At 39.6% G+C, this 14,629-nt stretch carries 15 protein-coding genes and 1 other RNA gene; 7 read left to right on the top strand and 9 right to left on the bottom strand.

Features of this window, described 5'->3' with window-relative positions; all coding sequences use genetic code 11:
• Window positions 1–21 precede the first annotated feature (21 nt).
• Window positions 22–612 (bottom strand): DUF4126 domain-containing protein, encoded by a 591-nt coding sequence (locus tag IQ236_RS25960; protein ID WP_193871954.1) that lies wholly within the window; start codon window positions 610–612, stop codon window positions 22–24.
• Window positions 613–871: 259 nt separating this feature from the next.
• On the opposite strand from IQ236_RS25960, the gene IQ236_RS25955 reads away from it, so the two are divergent.
• From IQ236_RS25955 to IQ236_RS25945, 3 genes are all read left to right on the top strand, one after another.
• Window positions 872–2,872, top strand: a complete 2,001-nt coding sequence (locus IQ236_RS25955; RefSeq protein ID WP_193871953.1) for an FAD-dependent oxidoreductase — start codon at window positions 872–874, stop codon at window positions 2,870–2,872.
• Between the two features lie 88 nt (window positions 2,873–2,960).
• The gene (locus IQ236_RS25950; RefSeq protein ID WP_193871952.1) at window positions 2,961–3,623 is read left to right on the top strand and encodes a vWA domain-containing protein; all 663 of its coding nucleotides are present in this window, start codon (window positions 2,961–2,963) and stop codon (window positions 3,621–3,623) included.
• Between the two features lie 41 nt (window positions 3,624–3,664).
• Complete coding sequence (locus tag IQ236_RS25945) at window positions 3,665–4,435, top strand: PP2C family serine/threonine-protein phosphatase (RefSeq protein WP_193871951.1); 771 nt, start codon at window positions 3,665–3,667, stop codon at window positions 4,433–4,435.
• 5 nt (window positions 4,436–4,440) lie between these two features.
• Here IQ236_RS25945 and IQ236_RS25940 read toward each other — a convergent pair whose 3' ends face one another.
• The 3 genes from IQ236_RS25940 to fabI all read right to left on the bottom strand — a co-directional run bounded on the left by IQ236_RS25940 (window position 4,441) and on the right by fabI (window position 6,989).
• Complete coding sequence (locus tag IQ236_RS25940) at window positions 4,441–5,181, bottom strand: Uma2 family endonuclease (RefSeq protein WP_193871950.1); 741 nt, start codon at window positions 5,179–5,181, stop codon at window positions 4,441–4,443.
• A 161-nt stretch (window positions 5,182–5,342) separates the two neighbouring features.
• Window positions 5,343–5,990 (bottom strand): imidazoleglycerol-phosphate dehydratase HisB, encoded by a 648-nt coding sequence (gene hisB / locus IQ236_RS25935; protein WP_193871949.1) that lies wholly within the window; start codon window positions 5,988–5,990, stop codon window positions 5,343–5,345.
• 222 nt (window positions 5,991–6,212) lie between these two features.
• Entirely contained in the window at window positions 6,213–6,989 is a 777-nt protein-coding gene (gene fabI / locus IQ236_RS25930) for an enoyl-ACP reductase FabI (RefSeq protein ID WP_193871948.1), read from the bottom strand.
• 177 nt (window positions 6,990–7,166) lie between these two features.
• On the opposite strand from fabI, the gene ntcA reads away from it, so the two are divergent.
• The 3 genes from ntcA (at window position 7,167) to IQ236_RS25915 (ending at window position 9,941) form a co-directional block, all read left to right on the top strand.
• Window positions 7,167–7,832: a global nitrogen regulator NtcA gene (gene ntcA, locus IQ236_RS25925; RefSeq protein ID WP_190517987.1), complete on the top strand. Its 666-nt coding sequence runs from the start codon at window positions 7,167–7,169 to the stop codon at window positions 7,830–7,832.
• Between the two features lie 116 nt (window positions 7,833–7,948).
• Complete coding sequence (locus tag IQ236_RS25920; RefSeq protein WP_193871947.1) at window positions 7,949–9,565, top strand: DUF3084 domain-containing protein; 1,617 nt, start codon at window positions 7,949–7,951, stop codon at window positions 9,563–9,565.
• Window positions 9,549–9,941 (top strand): pre-16S rRNA-processing nuclease YqgF, encoded by a 393-nt coding sequence (locus IQ236_RS25915; RefSeq protein ID WP_193871946.1) that lies wholly within the window; start codon window positions 9,549–9,551, stop codon window positions 9,939–9,941. The genes IQ236_RS25920 and IQ236_RS25915 overlap by 17 nt, the downstream gene beginning before the upstream one ends.
• A 323-nt stretch (window positions 9,942–10,264) precedes the next feature.
• On the opposite strand, the gene IQ236_RS25910 is transcribed toward IQ236_RS25915, so the two are convergent.
• The 3 genes from IQ236_RS25910 to IQ236_RS25900 all read right to left on the bottom strand — a co-directional run bounded on the left by IQ236_RS25910 (window position 10,265) and on the right by IQ236_RS25900 (window position 13,230).
• On the bottom strand, window positions 10,265–11,659 hold the full coding sequence (locus tag IQ236_RS25910) for an NACHT domain-containing protein (protein ID WP_193871945.1): 1,395 nt from the start codon (window positions 11,657–11,659) through the stop codon (window positions 10,265–10,267).
• Between the two features lie 190 nt (window positions 11,660–11,849).
• Entirely contained in the window at window positions 11,850–12,374 is a 525-nt protein-coding gene (locus IQ236_RS25905) for a hypothetical protein (protein WP_190517979.1), read from the bottom strand.
• A 124-nt stretch (window positions 12,375–12,498) separates the two neighbouring features.
• Window positions 12,499–13,230, bottom strand: coding sequence for a class I SAM-dependent methyltransferase (locus IQ236_RS25900; protein WP_193871944.1), 732 nt, complete (start codon window positions 13,228–13,230; stop codon window positions 12,499–12,501).
• Window positions 13,231–13,406: 176 nt separating this feature from the next.
• On the opposite strand from IQ236_RS25900, the gene ssrA reads away from it, so the two are divergent.
• Window positions 13,407–13,795, top strand: a transfer-messenger RNA (tmRNA) gene (gene ssrA, locus IQ236_RS25895).
• A 59-nt stretch (window positions 13,796–13,854) separates the two neighbouring features.
• Here ssrA and IQ236_RS25890 read toward each other — a convergent pair.
• Both IQ236_RS25890 and IQ236_RS25885 read right to left on the bottom strand, forming a co-directional pair.
• Window positions 13,855–14,091 (bottom strand): hypothetical protein, encoded by a 237-nt coding sequence (locus tag IQ236_RS25890; RefSeq protein ID WP_193871943.1) that lies wholly within the window; start codon window positions 14,089–14,091, stop codon window positions 13,855–13,857.
• 161 nt (window positions 14,092–14,252) lie between these two features.
• Complete coding sequence (locus IQ236_RS25885; RefSeq protein ID WP_193871942.1) at window positions 14,253–14,519, bottom strand: thiol-disulfide oxidoreductase DCC family protein; 267 nt, start codon at window positions 14,517–14,519, stop codon at window positions 14,253–14,255.
• Window positions 14,520–14,629 lie beyond the last annotated feature (110 nt).

Here is a 14,629-nt window from a genome sequence, read left to right as displayed (position 1 = left end):
CCCGTCCCCCCGTCTCCCGTCTCAGTCCGGTTCCCGTTTAAAACGTCGGGGGTTACGTTCTCCGAGTTGACCTTGTTTTTTATACCAGCGATACCATTCTTTAGAAATCCGAATGGCAAGCCACAATAATAATAAGGCAATTAACCCTCCCTGTTGAGGCGCATCAAAGGCAAAAATGACGAGGAAAACGCAAAGAATATCCTGTCCTAAAATCACCCAGACGGGTAAACCTCGCAAGCGATAAAATAATCCAGTTTGCACTAATTGTAAAACCAGAGCCAGTAAACTGCTAACAATGGCAATAATCCAAAATAAGCGAGGTTCAACATGAGTGGCTTCTGCGATCGCTAAACCCATAATAGCACCAACAAAGGGGCTAAATAGTAATTGTATTATTTGTAAAATACGCTGTCCCAGGAGTTTTTTAGATGCAAAAATTTCAAATAATGACCAACTGACGAGCACCCCGATAACAACCTGTGGTGAAAATCGAGACAGAAAGGGTACACGCGACCATAAATCATTTTGCAGTAAGCCAATGACCAGCAAGGGTAAAGCAATTCTTAATCCTGCCGCCGCCGATGCCGATAGCACCGCAAGGAGTTCAATCATAATTAGGGTGAGGAACAGAGCATTTAACGCGGAAAATACACGGGGATTTTAGCCCAGTTCAGAGTGCTATTTTCTATTGTATCGATCTGACTTGCAATTCTGTTAAAAATAAAAATTTGATCTTCTCAAGGTTAGACGCACCCGGTCTCTATCAAAGTTTATGATTTTTGAAATCAAGCTCTAAAAACCCAGTTCATTTAATGCTGAGAATTTTAAAATTTATTGAATATCTATAAAAAACAGATCAAACATAACGCTTATGTCTCCCAAATCTATCATCAGTTTAATCATCAGTTTAATTTCATTTTATCCCAGTTTATCCCTCGCTTTAGTAACCCCTCCTCGCATTGATCAAAAAGTAGAATGTGATTTGTTAATCGTTGGGGGAGGATTAGCAGGAAGTGCGGCTGCTTATGAAGGATTACTCAATGGAAAAACCGTTTGTTTAACGGAAATTACCGACTGGGTAGGGGGTCAAATTTCCGCCCAAGGAACCTCTGCATTAGATGAACGACCGACCCAACGATCTCTTTTATTATATCCTAGAGGGTATTTAGAATTACGAGCAGGAATTGAAAATAAATATGGAATATTGAACCCCGGCGCTTGTTGGGTCAGTGAAGCCTGTTTTATGCCGGAAGCGGGGAATGAAATATTACTTAAAATGCTGAAAAAAGCTGAAAAAAAAGGAAAAGGAAGATTACATTGGTTTCCTTCCACAGTGATTAAAGATCTGACTATTATTAATAACCAAATTACCGAAGCGATCGCTATTCAACATCAACCGTTACCCGGAACACCGCCCTTAAATACAGAACCCTTATCTCAAATAATTGATGATGCTTATAATTATAACAATTCTCAACGCTTTAATAAAAATATTATTCGATTTATCCCTAAAATAAAAGCTGATCAAGGAGCAGATTGGTATATTATTGAAGCGACAGAAACCGGGGAAATTATTGGTTTAACGAATATTCCTCATCAACTCGGAATTGATCCCCGTTCTCCTCAAGAACCCACTGCATCAAGTTTAACCGCAGATCCCTATTGTACTCAAGGGTTTACCTATACCTTTGCAATGGAAGCAACCGCCGACCCCCAAACCCATGAAAAACCGTCATTCTATGAACAATATGCTCCTTATTATAGTTATGAATTACCGCGATTAGCGAATTTTAATTTAGTCTATACTTATCGGCGAATTCATAGTATGAAACCGAATAAAAAACGCTCTACGAATCCCCGTGAATGGCCAATTTATCCAGGGGATATTTCCATGCAAAACTGGACATGGGGCAATGATTATCGACCCGGAACATCGGCGGATAATTTAATCTTAACACAATCCCAATTAGAAGCAACAGGCCAACTCGAACCCGGAGGATGGAAGGGGGGGTTAAGAACAGAAACCTTACGCAAAGGCGAAGAAAATGCTTTAGGGTTTTTCTATTGGTTAGTGGCAGGAACTACAGACTCGCAACTCGGTGAAGGCGTTAAAGAAAAACATCCTAATTATCGCTATTTATTCGGCTTAAATTCTCCGATGGGAACCGTTCATGGCTTATCCAAATATCCCTATATGCGCGAAGGAAGACGAATTATCGGTCGTCCTTCCTACGGTTATAAAAATGGATTTATGGTGTCAGAAATTGATATTTCTCGAAATAATTTTCGTCAAGATTGGTATGCCAATAATTTAACCCCAGAAGAATATCGTTTGCTATGGTTAAACTTAGGCGGTTTAGATAGTTTACCTGTACTTTCAGGACAAGAAACCATTGCTGATATTCAACCCCGTTCTAGGGCAACAATTTATGCGGATACTGTTGGAATTGGTCATTATGCAATAGATTTTCATCCCTGTTTAACCCAAAGTCCACCGGAAATTCCAGGGAATACAGAACGTGAAGGAGAACGTCGGGGACAAGGACAAGCTTATCCGTTTCAAATCCCCTTAAGAGCCATGATTCCGCAAAAAATTGATAATCTATTAGTAGCAGGAAAAAGTATCGCCACCAGTCATATTGCGGCGGCGGCTTATCGGGTTCATTCCTTTGAATGGTCTGTTGGTGCGGCGGCGGGAACAACCGCAGCATTTAGCTTGGAAAAACAGGTTTTTCCCTATCAATTAGTGGATAATTTACCTTATCGGGAACCTTTATTAGAGGAGTTACAACGATTATTAGAAAGCAATAATAATCCGATTTTATTCCCCGGAATGTCAATTTTTAATCAATCTTGGGAAGATTGGAAATAAATCTTGGCTAGATTTCTAGCTATTGAAACTATCAATAAAGGAACAAGAGATAGTATCCTAGTAATTAGAACTTGAGTAGATCACAATCATGAGACTAGAAGAAGCCGTTGAATTTGCAGAAAATCCTGAACCTCGCTGTCCTTGTGTGCTGTTGTTGGATACCTCCGCATCGATGCAAGGGGTTCCCATTGACGCCTTAAACGATGGACTGATGACCTTTAGAAATGATTTAATTCGGGATGAACTCGCTAAAAAACGAGTGGAAGTGGCAATTATTTCCTTTGATAATCAAGTTAAGATTGTACAGGATTTCGTGACCGCCGATCAGTTTGAACCTCCGGTCTTAACCGCCCAAGGTCAAACCTTTATGGGCACTGCTATTAGTCAAGCCTTAGATTTAATTGCAGCTAGAAAATCAGAATATCGCAATAATGGGATTACCTATTATCGTCCTTGGGTGTTTATGATTACCGATGGTGAACCTCAAGGAGAAACTGACCGGGTGACAGAACAAGCGACTAGACGCATTCAAGAGGAAGAATTGAAAAAACAGGTGGCATTTTTTGCCGTTGGCGTAGAAGGGGCAAATTTAGATCGGTTGGCTCAAATTGTCCAGAGAACTCCGTTAAAATTGAAGGGGTTAGACTTTCGAGAAATGTTTATTTGGTTATCTGCTAGTATGCAAACAGTTTCTCATTCCAAAGTGGATGAACAAGTGGCTTTACCACCACCGGGATGGGGAACAGTTTAATAATAGAAAATGTGAGTGTTTAAATACGTTAATCATTGATAATGAATCAGGTTTGTAATTGGCAAATTATATCGGCATCAGTGACAGGAACCAGTCATGAAAAACAGGATCTCCCTTGTCAAGATGCTCACGGTTTTAAACAGTTATCTCCAGATTTGATAATTCTGGCGGTTGCAGATGGGGCGGGTTCGGCAAAATTAGCAGATTTGGGGGCAAATATTGCTGTAAAAACAGCATTAGAAACCCTAGAAAAACAGATTAATTCTGAGGATAATAATACTAAGGATATCCCTTGGCAAGATTATTTAAAAAATGCCTTAACTGTTGCTAAAACTGCGCTAGAAGCCGAATCTCTTAGCCAAGAAATCGAAGTTAGAGAGTTAGCTACTACTTTAATTATAGGTATAGCAACACCGAAATTAGTCGCCGTTGCTCAAGTAGGAGATGGGGCTATTGTTGTGGAAGATAACAAGGGAACTATTCTGGAATTAACCATACCAACCAGTGGAGAATATCTGAATGAAACGGTCTTTTTAGTTTCTCCTAATGCGGTTGAAAATGCCCAATTTAACCTCTGGTTAGGACAACCTAAATATTTAGCAGCTTTTTCCGATGGGTTACAAATGTTAGCATTAAAAATGCCCGAAGGAAAACCCCATCATCCCTTCTTTTCTCCTCTGTTTAAATTTGTAGAAACTATCACCGATGAAATTGATGCAAAAGAACAATTAATGGGGTTTTTGCGATCGCCTCGCGTAACAGGACGAACCGATGATGATCTCACCTTAATCTTAGCCAGTTTTAACTCTTAATTACGTTAATCTAATTCATCCGGGTTAATTCCCATCTGTCGTAAACGTTCTGCTAACCTTTGATTTCGTTCTTGTTCTTCCCTTAATAAGGTTTCTGTTTGTTCCGCCCGTTGGCGTTCGGTTTCCGCTCGTTGACGTTCAGTTTCCGCCCGTTGACGTTCTGCTTCTAACTGTTGATTAATTTCCACATAAGACAGAAATTTCACACCATCAGGACGATAAATTTTTAACTCGATTTCTGAGGGTTCAAAACGAATTTGTAAACGGGGACTGACCAAATTTTCAGCAATTTCTACTAGATCTAATCCCCCATCTCCTCGCCACCAAGCTTGGAATTGATAATTGTCAGGATTATAAATATAATATTCCTCAACTCCGTAGCGTTCATAAAATACTAATTTTCGTTCCATTTCTGACTTCGTATTACCCGGAGACAGAATTTCAAAAACCACTTGCGGGGGAATTCCGTCTTCTTTCCATTGTAGATAGGAACCTCGTTTTCCTTTCGGTCTTCCCAATACTACTAAAACATCAGGAGCATTCACAATATTAGGTTTTCCTTCCACCGGATACCAGAATAAATCTCCCGCCACAAATACATTAGAATTATCAGCAAATAACCATTCTAAATTCTGTTCAATTGCAACAATCCAGTTAAATTGTTCTGTATTATTTGCCATTGGCTTTCCATCACTTTCGGGATAGATAATTTCTGTTGGGTTGACAGTTGCAGGTTGAGAAACCATAACTTCAAAATTAAGAATAGCAATAATATCCTAACAGTAACATACCCTGTAGGGGCGGGGTTATCCGGCCCTCAATACTTCTTTCCCGCCCAGAATTATGTCTTCTGCTGCCCTGAATACCATGCTGTAGGGTCAGGGTGGGCAGGGAGACCCTGCCCCTACTAGAGAACGCCTTTAGAACTGGGGATGGTATTCGCACGACGGGGATCAATTTCAACCGCCATTCTTAACGCTCTAGCAAAGGCTTTAAAGCCAGCTTCAATAATATGATGGGAATTAATTCCGTCTAATTGACGTAAATGTAAGGTCATTTGACTATTATTAACAATAGCCACAAAAAATTCTCGGACTAATTGAGTATCATAAGTTCCGACTCGTTGCGTGGGAATTTCTAACCCATAAGTCAGATGAGGACGACCCGAAAAATCTAAAGCAACTTGAACTAAGGCTTCATCTAAAGGGGCGATAAAATGACCAAACCGAACAATTCCTTTGCGATCGCCTAATGCTTTAGCAAAAGCCAAACCTAATGTAATCCCAACATCTTCATTAGTATGATGATCATCAATTTCAATATCTCCAGTGGCTTGAATCTCTAAATCAATTAACCCATGAGACGAAATTTGATGCAACATATGATCTAAAAATGGAACTCCTGTAGACACATTACAGAGTCCAGTTCCATCTAAATTAACAGTAACATTAACATCCGTTTCCCCCGTTTTTCGATGTACCGTTGCGATTCTAGGGAGAATCTCTAAATTAGAATTAGAACTATTAATAGAAGGGCGATCAGTATTATCAGTCATCAGTTATCAGTGATCAGTTATCAGTTTAAGAGTTAGCAGTCATCAGTCATCAGTTATTAGTTATTAGTTGACAGTCATAGTCATCAGTTATTAGTTAACAGTCATCAGTTAAGTTGCCCACGCCTCTAAATTGGGTATTAAAGCATTGTCAAATTCTTGCACTGATAACTCTTAAACTGATAACTGATCACTGATCACTGATAACTGATAACTGATAACTGATTACATTCCCATGATGCAATAACCCGAATCGACATACAGAATTTGGCCTGTAATGCCACTGGATAAATCACTACAGAGGAAAGCCGCAGCGTTACCGACTTCCGTTTGGGTAACAGTCCGTTTTAGGGGAGCAATTTCTTCAACATGGTGAATCATCTCTAAAATGCCACCCACGGCCGAAGACGCTAAAGTCCGAATTGGGCCTGCGGAAATGCCATTTACCCGAATGCCCGATGGCCCTAACTCCGCCGCCAAATAACGGACATTCATTTCCAAGGCTGCTTTAGCAATACCCATGACGTTGTAATTGGGAATCACCCGCACACCGCCCAGATATGTTAGGGTGACAATACTACCACCCTGTGTCATTAAAGGTTTAGCAGCAGCACTCAGTTGTACTAATGAGTAAGCACTAATATCTAACGCGCGGGTAAATCCAGCACGGGATACATTGCTAAAGTCCCCTGAGAGTTCCTCTTTTCCAGCAAAGGCCAGACAATGAATGAGGATATCGATCCGCCCCCACTGGTCGCGGATAGTCGTAAAAAGCTCCTCAATTTGAGCATCGTTCTGGACATCACAGGGCAAAAACAAACTAGGGTTGAGGGGGTCAACCAACTCTTTGACCTTCTTTTCAAAACGACCTTTATCGTCAGGAAGGTAGGTCACTCCGAGATTAGCTCCAGCTTCATGAAGCTGTTGGGCAATGCCCCACGCAATTGAGCGATTGTTGGCAATGCCAGTAACAAGTGCGTTTTTTCCGTTCAAATTCAGCATAATAGACTATTCTATATGCAATTGGTATCCTTCTCAAAGGGATTGATTTGCCTATCCCCCCTAGGGGTGAAGCACACCAGAGGACAATCATTGGTCTGTTTAATTGACCGATGATGCAATTAGCGTAAACTGAAATACGGAATAAATTAGGGCATTGTTAGTGCAAGGGATCGGGTCGTGACGTATGATAGACCGTTAGCAGAAGTGTTCCGCAGCATCGGCGGAGGGGCATTCCCTCCCGTCGTGGAAAGCTTTGAACGGGGTAAGACGATCTTCTTTCCCGGCGATCCGGCGGAGCGCGTCTATGTTCTGATCAAAGGTGCGGTAAAACTGTCCAGAGTCTATGAAGCTGGAGAAGAGATTACTGTTGCTTTACTTCGAGAAAATAGTGTATTTGGTGTTTTATCTTTAATTACAGGTCATCGGTCAGATCGGTTTTACCACGCCGTCGCCTTTACCCCTGTCGAACTTCTCTCGGTTCCCATTGAACAAGTTGAGAAAGCACTCAAAAGTGATCCCGAACTCTCAATGGTATTGTTGCGAGGGTTATCGTCTCGGATTTTACAAACAGAGATGATGATTGAAACCTTAGCCCATCGAGATATGGGATCAAGATTAGTCAGCTTTCTTCTGATTCTTTGTCGAGATTTTGGTGTCCCTGGTAAAGATGGGATTCGGATTGACCTAAAGTTATCCCATCAAGCGATCGCAGAAGCCATTGGTTCAACGCGAGTAACTGTTACCCGTTTATTAGGAGATTTGCGACAAAAAAACATGATCTCGATTCATAAGAAAAAGATCACCGTTCATAATCCCGTTACCTTGAGTCAGCAGTTCACCTAGTTAATGGGGCGCATATTTCCAAACCCAACGAAAGAAAATTCAGTTGAATTGTTAAAGGAAACACTTACCCTTAAAAGAGGTCGAATCCGTTTAAACTACAGTGTTAAATTTTTGGTATGACCGCAGGAATTATCCTGGTTATATCTATCTTAGTTTTGGGAGGCGTGATTGCCACTGTCAGCGATCGCCTTGGAACGAAAGTTGGAAAGGCCAGGCTGAGTTTATTCAATCTACGCCCCCGCAACACTGCTATGGTTGTTACTATTGTAACGGGTAGTGTCCTTTCCGCATTGACATTAGGGATTTTATTTGCTTCTAGTAAACCCCTGCGTCGGGGTGTTTTTCAAATTGATAAAATTCAAACTCGACTCAATGATGCTCGTAAAGATTTAACTCGTGCTGAAGATGAAAGAAAACGAGTAGAAACGGATTTAGCCAAAGCCAGAGTTGAACTCAAAACCGCAATGGATCAGTTAAATGCGATTAATCAATCGCTACAAACGGCTCAATCAGAAGCATTTAAAACAGCAGAAGAATTACAAAAAACTCAAAGTCGGTTGGGAGAGCTTCAAAAACAATTACAAGGAATTCAATCGGAAAAAACCGCAATGGAAGACGAATTAGCGCGAACCGAAAATCGTCTTCAGCAGGTCTTTCAACAAAAACAAAGTTTACAAACAGAAATTTCCCAACTCAGAACGGAACGTCAAAATCTGATTCAACAACGAGAACAAGTTAAAGCTCAGATTAAAACTCGTGATCGAGAAATTGCTAAACGCGCTCAAGAAATGAAACAGCAAGATCAAGAAATTGAGCAACAGGAAAAACGGATTACAGAACAGGATAAAATTATTGCTAAACGGGAATCTCGACTTCAAGAACTAGAGATAGAACAGGAAAAATTAGAACAGCAAAAACAAATTTTAGCTAATCAAGTTGAACTGGTTGAACGAGATTTTCAACTCTTACGAGAAGGTAGTGTTGTCTTAGAAAGAGGAGAAGTTTTAGCCAGTGGATTAGTGCATATTACTGATCCTAAAACGGCTCTACAAGCAATTAATACCCTTTTACAAAAAGCCAATGATAATGCTATTGAGGTGGTGCAATTAGGAAATACTAAAGCCAATCAAGCCCAAGTTATTCAAATTACCAAAGCCGAAGTTGAAGAGTTAATGGATCAAATTGATGATGGTCGGGATTATGTGGTACAAATCATTTCCGCCGCGAATTTTTTAGTGGGTGAAACAAGAGTAGCGGTTTTTACAAAAGCTGAACCTAATCGCTTATTATTTACAACAGGAGAAATTATTGCGGGTACAACCTTTAATCCCTCCACTTTATCCAATGAGCAATTACGAAAACAACTGCAACAACTATTAGATGCTTCCAGTTTTCGGGCGCGTTTTGTTGGGGTTGTTGATGGAACGGTGCAAATTGGGAATGATAGAATGGATACATTAATTCGTTTTTTTCAACAATTGCAAGAGCATAATCAACCCCTAGAAATTCAAGCTGTTGCTGCGGAAGATGCCTATACAATAGGGCCGTTACGACTGGATTTATTAGCCCGTCGTAATGGAGAGGTGATCTTTAGTACCCGACAACAGGAACCCTTGAATGATATCCCTCAATTTCCCAATCCATTCAATCCAGAGCCGAATAAATTAGAAAATTCTACCTCTCAATCTTATTCTATTCAACAGGATAAACAATCCCATGATTTTAGGTTTTGATCCCGGTCGAGAAAAGTGTGGAATTGCCGTGATGGGTGAAGATTCCCAATTATATTATCATCAGGTAATTTTAGCATCGGATGTTCCTACAATAATTCAATCTCTGTGTCAACAATTTACGATTGAAACGGTAGTCATGGGGGATCAAACTACCTCAAAACTATGGAAACAAAAACTAACTGAAATTTTGCCAAAATCTCTATCTATTATTCAAGTTAATGAACGATATTCTACCTTAGAAGCGCGCGATCGCTATTGGCAACTTTATCCCCCTAAAGGGTTCACTCGTTTAATTCCTAAAGGAATGCGAACCCCGCCCCGTCCGATTGATGATATTGTTGCGATTGTGTTAATTGAACGATATTTAAACCAGTAATCAATAAACAACAAGTAGGGTTTCAGTCCCGCGAATGGATTCTATTAGTAGAAAGGTAGTAAGCCCTTCAGGGCTATCTTGTAGCGGGTTGTTTCAGTCCCGCGAACGGGATTCTATTAGTAGAAAGTTGTCTTCTAATCTACTATGAATTGTGTTATTTAATGTTTCAGTCCCGCGAACGGGATTCTATTAGTAGAAAGAATTCCTAGTATTTTGAGTCCTTCGGTTAGAAAATTATTGAAGTCCGCGTCAACAATAAACACTTTCTGAGATGCTTCATTTCACTCAACATAACAAAGACTTCAATTATTCTAGTTTAACTCTTAAATTTTATGAGCAAAATGTTCCTGTAATAAACGGTGAATAAAACGATAGCGATCGCCTATTTTCTGTAACAATAATTTACGACTACAATCCTTCAAAAACCGTTGATAATTCCAAGGAATATTCCCATCTTTCCACAAAACCCATCGAATAGCAAACTGTTCTATTGTTTCCTTTAAACCTGATGTTTCTAATAAAATTGCAAACAATAATCCTAGACCCATTCCCATAATTAATAGTGGAGTTTGACGTAAGATAACTCCAGCTAATATAATCAGCAAAATTATCACCCAGATTAACCCTAAAATTATCTTTAAAGTTAATTTATAACGTTGCTTTTGTCCTTCATCATTTAACCAATGGATCGGGATTGTTTTAACACAAAATTCTGTGGCTTCATCGGTTTTAAGATGAGTTGCCAACCATCCTAACCACCGTCTAAAACTCTCAGATTTCGGTGCTTTTCCTGGAGGATATTCTGATTTATAAATATCTTGATGCAGTTGACGACGAATATAAGCATTAAATAAATACTGACGTTGTTCTTCAAAAGAATTCAAATGTTTCCAAGACATCATTAAAATTTCTTCATAAGCTAACGTCATCATGGTTAAATATAACGGAACTTTTGCTAACTTTAATAACGGTTCATCGGTTTCAATATTTTGCCACAATTCTCGACTACGAGAATTAATCAGATAATCTTGAATTTGGAGAGAGGTTAAAGGACGTAAAAAAATTGCACCATTGAGAACTAAGCGTTCTGGAAGTTTTTGATAACTTAAAACATTGGCACAAACGACTAAATGTAACGGTGCGATCTCTCCATTTAACAGTTGATTAATCTCTTGAATACATTGAACTTGTTTTGCGAAAGGAAGTTCATCTAATCCATCTAATAAGGGTAAAATTTTTAGTTGCTGCATCCAATTTTCACCCTGATTAATAGCAATCTTATACTTCAGATGAAGTTGTTCTAAAATCCAATCTGCGAGAGTTTGTTGTGAATTTTTCCAGGTTAATAAATTCAGTAAAACCGGAATAGGTTCTTCCGTATCCCTTTCCGCGCGACTAACCAATACTTTAGTTAATCCGATTAACGTTGTTGTTTTTCCTGAGCCTGGAGCGCCTAAAATTAATAATCTCCCATTCAAGCGATCAAAAATTTGAATAATTCCCGTATCCGGTGTTAAACGAACACTGGGATGATGGCTAACTTTTAACTCCACATCCCAAATTCGTCGCATTTTTAAGGGGGGAGTTTCCTGTGCTAAATGCGTTAAAACGGCGCGATGTAACGACTGTAACCGATACTGCTTTACTTCTTTTTGAACCTGAAGCAGTACCCTTTGACGATTTTGCAATTCAATCTTGGAAGAAGCCAATTTTGCCATTGAAGGTTTAGAATTTGTAAAAAACAACAACCTATCCGTTTTCAGAAATTACAATTAGTAGCCAACTGATCATAGCAGGTGTAGCCCAATTTATGGCTAGGGGGACAGTTTCCTGAATGACAGTTTAGTCTCCCAGGTCGAAACCATCCCCCAACCCTCAGAACTGAATAACTTCTGGAGAAAGTAAAATTTATTTATGTTTTTCTAAGTATTTTTGTACTCCTTTCCCCATCTCGATTAAATTGGGTTCAAGTTTCTTTCCTAGAACTTCCTCAAATACATTTGCTAATTGACTTCTGAGAAATACAGGAATTCCCTCTAGTTTATCTGGGTCTAGTTCAATTTCTCCTCGCGTTTGAATTAAGGTAGAATTTTTATCTTCTAAAAAGGTATTTTTACCCGAACAGTGGAATGCTTCTGTAAAAGCTTGGGTTTTAATGTGCCAATCTAAGGTAAAATTCTGCCCATTCCAAGTATCTGATTCTGTCCAGCGCAGTTTGTCATATTTTAATATATCTTCAAACAGCGCTGGAACATCTTCTGATGATTCCCAATCATAAACCGTATAAACCGTATCTCCTTCAACGCGACGAGAAACTAACTTCACAGCATTTTTAGGGGGTAATAAATTAACAACCTCAATTAATCGATCTCGATAGGTATTAAAGACGAGGGGACGGGGGAAAGGAATCTTGATATCAGAGGAAAGTTTCATAGTCAATCCAGTAAAATAGTTCTCCTATTATAGGCTTTACTTTTGAAACAAATCTAAATCAGTCAGAAAACTTTAGGAATTAAGACTATTTTACACCCTATATTCCAGAAGACATCCACCTGATTTAGGGTTTTATTCCTCCAAATAAGGCGATTTCAAATAATTTCATAAAACAATCTACATTTTGATATCCTATCTCCCGTAACCACTCACATTGCAATTCAACAGGAGCTAAAATATTTGCGGTTTTATCTGAACGATTATAATATTTTTGATCGACTTCTTCCCATGATAAATTATTGCCTAATTGTTGATGATAGGCATATAAAGAATCTATGAATAATTCATCAAATAACTGCTCACCCCAAGGAGTCGCTGAGGCAATATGTTCTAAATTGAGAAAAATACCTCCGGGTTTGAGTAAATCAAAAATTTCCTGATATAATTCTTTTTTACGTTCATCCGGTTGATGGTGAATGGAAAACCCGGATACAATTGCAGCAAAGGGAGCCTGATTTTGAAGTTGATTAACCCAATCTTTTTGGCTAAAATCTTGTAAAATAAAAGTAAGATTTCCCGAAGACTGATCTACTTTCTCTTGTGCGACTTGAACCATTGTTTCAGAAATATCTAAAAATACTCCTTTTGCTTGAGGATATTCCCTTAAAATAGAGCGTCCTAAAACTCCATCTCCACAGCCTAAATCTAAAAAACTATCGAGATGAGGTTGAGCTTTTTTGAGTATTCTTAATAAAATATCAATTTGTTCCGCCGCTAAGGGAATTGCCCCTCGGACTCCCTCTAAAAAGGCTTGAGAGAGTTCAGCAGTTTTCCAGACTTCATAGGTTTGAGACATGGTGAAAATATCCTAGCTTCAAGGCGTTATTTCCCTTAAATTTATTACAATTTAGCAAAGATCACTAGAGCATACGCACTATAAGAGTTGCGATCGCTTCTGTGCTGCTTCTCGGAAAATTTTTTAACCAGAACTTGACGATTGCCAAAATATTGTCTAATATAGCAATAGTGCAAGGGGCATTACTGGTTTCGACAGGGTAAGGAAAGCTACCAAGTGATGCAGGCCGAGAGTGAGTCACCTCTCGTAAATCCAGGCTCAAACAAAATGTAACTGCGAACAATATCGTTCCTTTTGCTCGTAAATCAGCCGCTGTTGCTGCCTAAACACCTCTTGTAGGTTCGAGCGTCTATCGTTTGACTCCGTTAAGGACAATAGACCAACCCCCAACGGATGCTCTAACTTCGTTCCTCTGGTTGAGAGTTAGCTAAGATTTAACCAGTGCATCCCACCCTTCGGGATAATGAGGGGTTCCCGCCTTGAGGATCAGAAAGGCTAAGTCTGTGAATGAGCAAGGAGTAAATACTTGTTCTGGACATGGGTTCGATTCCCATATGCTCCATTCCCCTACACTCTAAAAAACCACCTTGGTAAATTCCGAGGTGGTTTTTTATTGAGGTTATATTAATTCTGGGTGGAAACGGAAGAAATCGCTTGATTTTGTTGATAACGGATAGCGAGTTCGGACGCATGGGACAGGAATTGACGCACCAAAACTTCCTTCCCGGAGTGGGGAACATGGGAATGATCCCAAAACGGTAACTGGGGTAAAGATACACTGAGTATTAAAGTCATCAGCGCTAGAAGACCATATTGGAAGATAGGTCGGCTGAATCGTCCTTTAGGATTGAAAGACACCATAGGAGTTGAAAACCAATCTAAACAAAAATCTCCCTCTCAGTTGGCACTGCGGGAGATAAATTCAGGGTGCATCTACTTAATAATTGAAGTATAACACATAAAATGAGGGGTGTCACCCCCTATTGTAAAAACCCCTTGTTTTGCAGGAAGTTTGACGGCAATTAACGCTGACAACGGCATTCTGATGGGGTTTCAGAGGTTAAAGAGTCCTGACGCTGTTTAACTAATGTGGCTAAATTGGGCCGTCCTGTTAACTTTAGTCGCCAGTCAGCCCAAATTTCATAGAGTGTATTCATAATGGGGCCAATTAATGGCCAACGAGTGGGTGCATAAATCCAACCGAGCCCCAGAAGTTGATAAATTTGATAAAATACTTCTAAATTTTGGATGATTGTGCCATCGGGAAGTAAGCCGTAAACAACCCCCACTGACTTGAGTACAAGTACAGTGGAGGCTTTGAAAGAAGCCGATAGTTTACCAGCCCAAGTCTTAACTGACTACGTTTTTTGAGTCACGACACCAATAGATGCGAAGCTAG

This window comes from Planktothrix mougeotii LEGE 06226, from assembly GCF_015207485.1.
GTDB lineage: Bacteria > Cyanobacteriota > Cyanobacteriia > Cyanobacteriales > Microcoleaceae > Planktothrix.
Note: the sequence above shows the minus strand (reverse complement) of the source record. Positions and strands in the feature narration are given on the sequence as shown.

Bases quoted from the DNA above. Each gene is read 5' to 3' on its own strand.
- IQ236_RS25945 (WP_193871951.1), top strand. From the start codon at position 3,665: ATGAATCAGGTTTGTAATTGGCAAATTATATCGGCATCAGTGACAGGA.
- IQ236_RS25915 (WP_193871946.1), top strand. From the start codon at position 9,549: ATGATTTTAGGTTTTGATCCCGGTCGAGAAAAGTGTGGAATTGCCGTG.
- IQ236_RS25920 (WP_193871947.1), top strand. From the start codon at position 7,949: ATGACCGCAGGAATTATCCTGGTTATATCTATCTTAGTTTTGGGAGGC.
- IQ236_RS25960 (WP_193871954.1), bottom strand. From the start codon at position 612: ATGATTGAACTCCTTGCGGTGCTATCGGCATCGGCGGCGGCAGGATTA.
- IQ236_RS25890 (WP_193871943.1), bottom strand. From the start codon at position 14,091: ATGGTGTCTTTCAATCCTAAAGGACGATTCAGCCGACCTATCTTCCAA.
- IQ236_RS25940 (WP_193871950.1), bottom strand. From the start codon at position 5,181: ATGGTTTCTCAACCTGCAACTGTCAACCCAACAGAAATTATCTATCCC.
- hisB (WP_193871949.1), bottom strand. From the start codon at position 5,990: ATGACTGATAATACTGATCGCCCTTCTATTAATAGTTCTAATTCTAAT.
- fabI (WP_193871948.1), bottom strand. From the start codon at position 6,989: ATGCTGAATTTGAACGGAAAAAACGCACTTGTTACTGGCATTGCCAAC.
- IQ236_RS25900 (WP_193871944.1), bottom strand. From the start codon at position 13,230: ATGTCTCAAACCTATGAAGTCTGGAAAACTGCTGAACTCTCTCAAGCC.
- IQ236_RS25905 (WP_190517979.1), bottom strand. From the start codon at position 12,374: ATGAAACTTTCCTCTGATATCAAGATTCCTTTCCCCCGTCCCCTCGTC.
- IQ236_RS25955 (WP_193871953.1), top strand. From the start codon at position 872: ATGTCTCCCAAATCTATCATCAGTTTAATCATCAGTTTAATTTCATTT.
- IQ236_RS25950 (WP_193871952.1), top strand. From the start codon at position 2,961: ATGAGACTAGAAGAAGCCGTTGAATTTGCAGAAAATCCTGAACCTCGC.
- IQ236_RS25910 (WP_193871945.1), bottom strand. From the start codon at position 11,659: ATGGCAAAATTGGCTTCTTCCAAGATTGAATTGCAAAATCGTCAAAGG.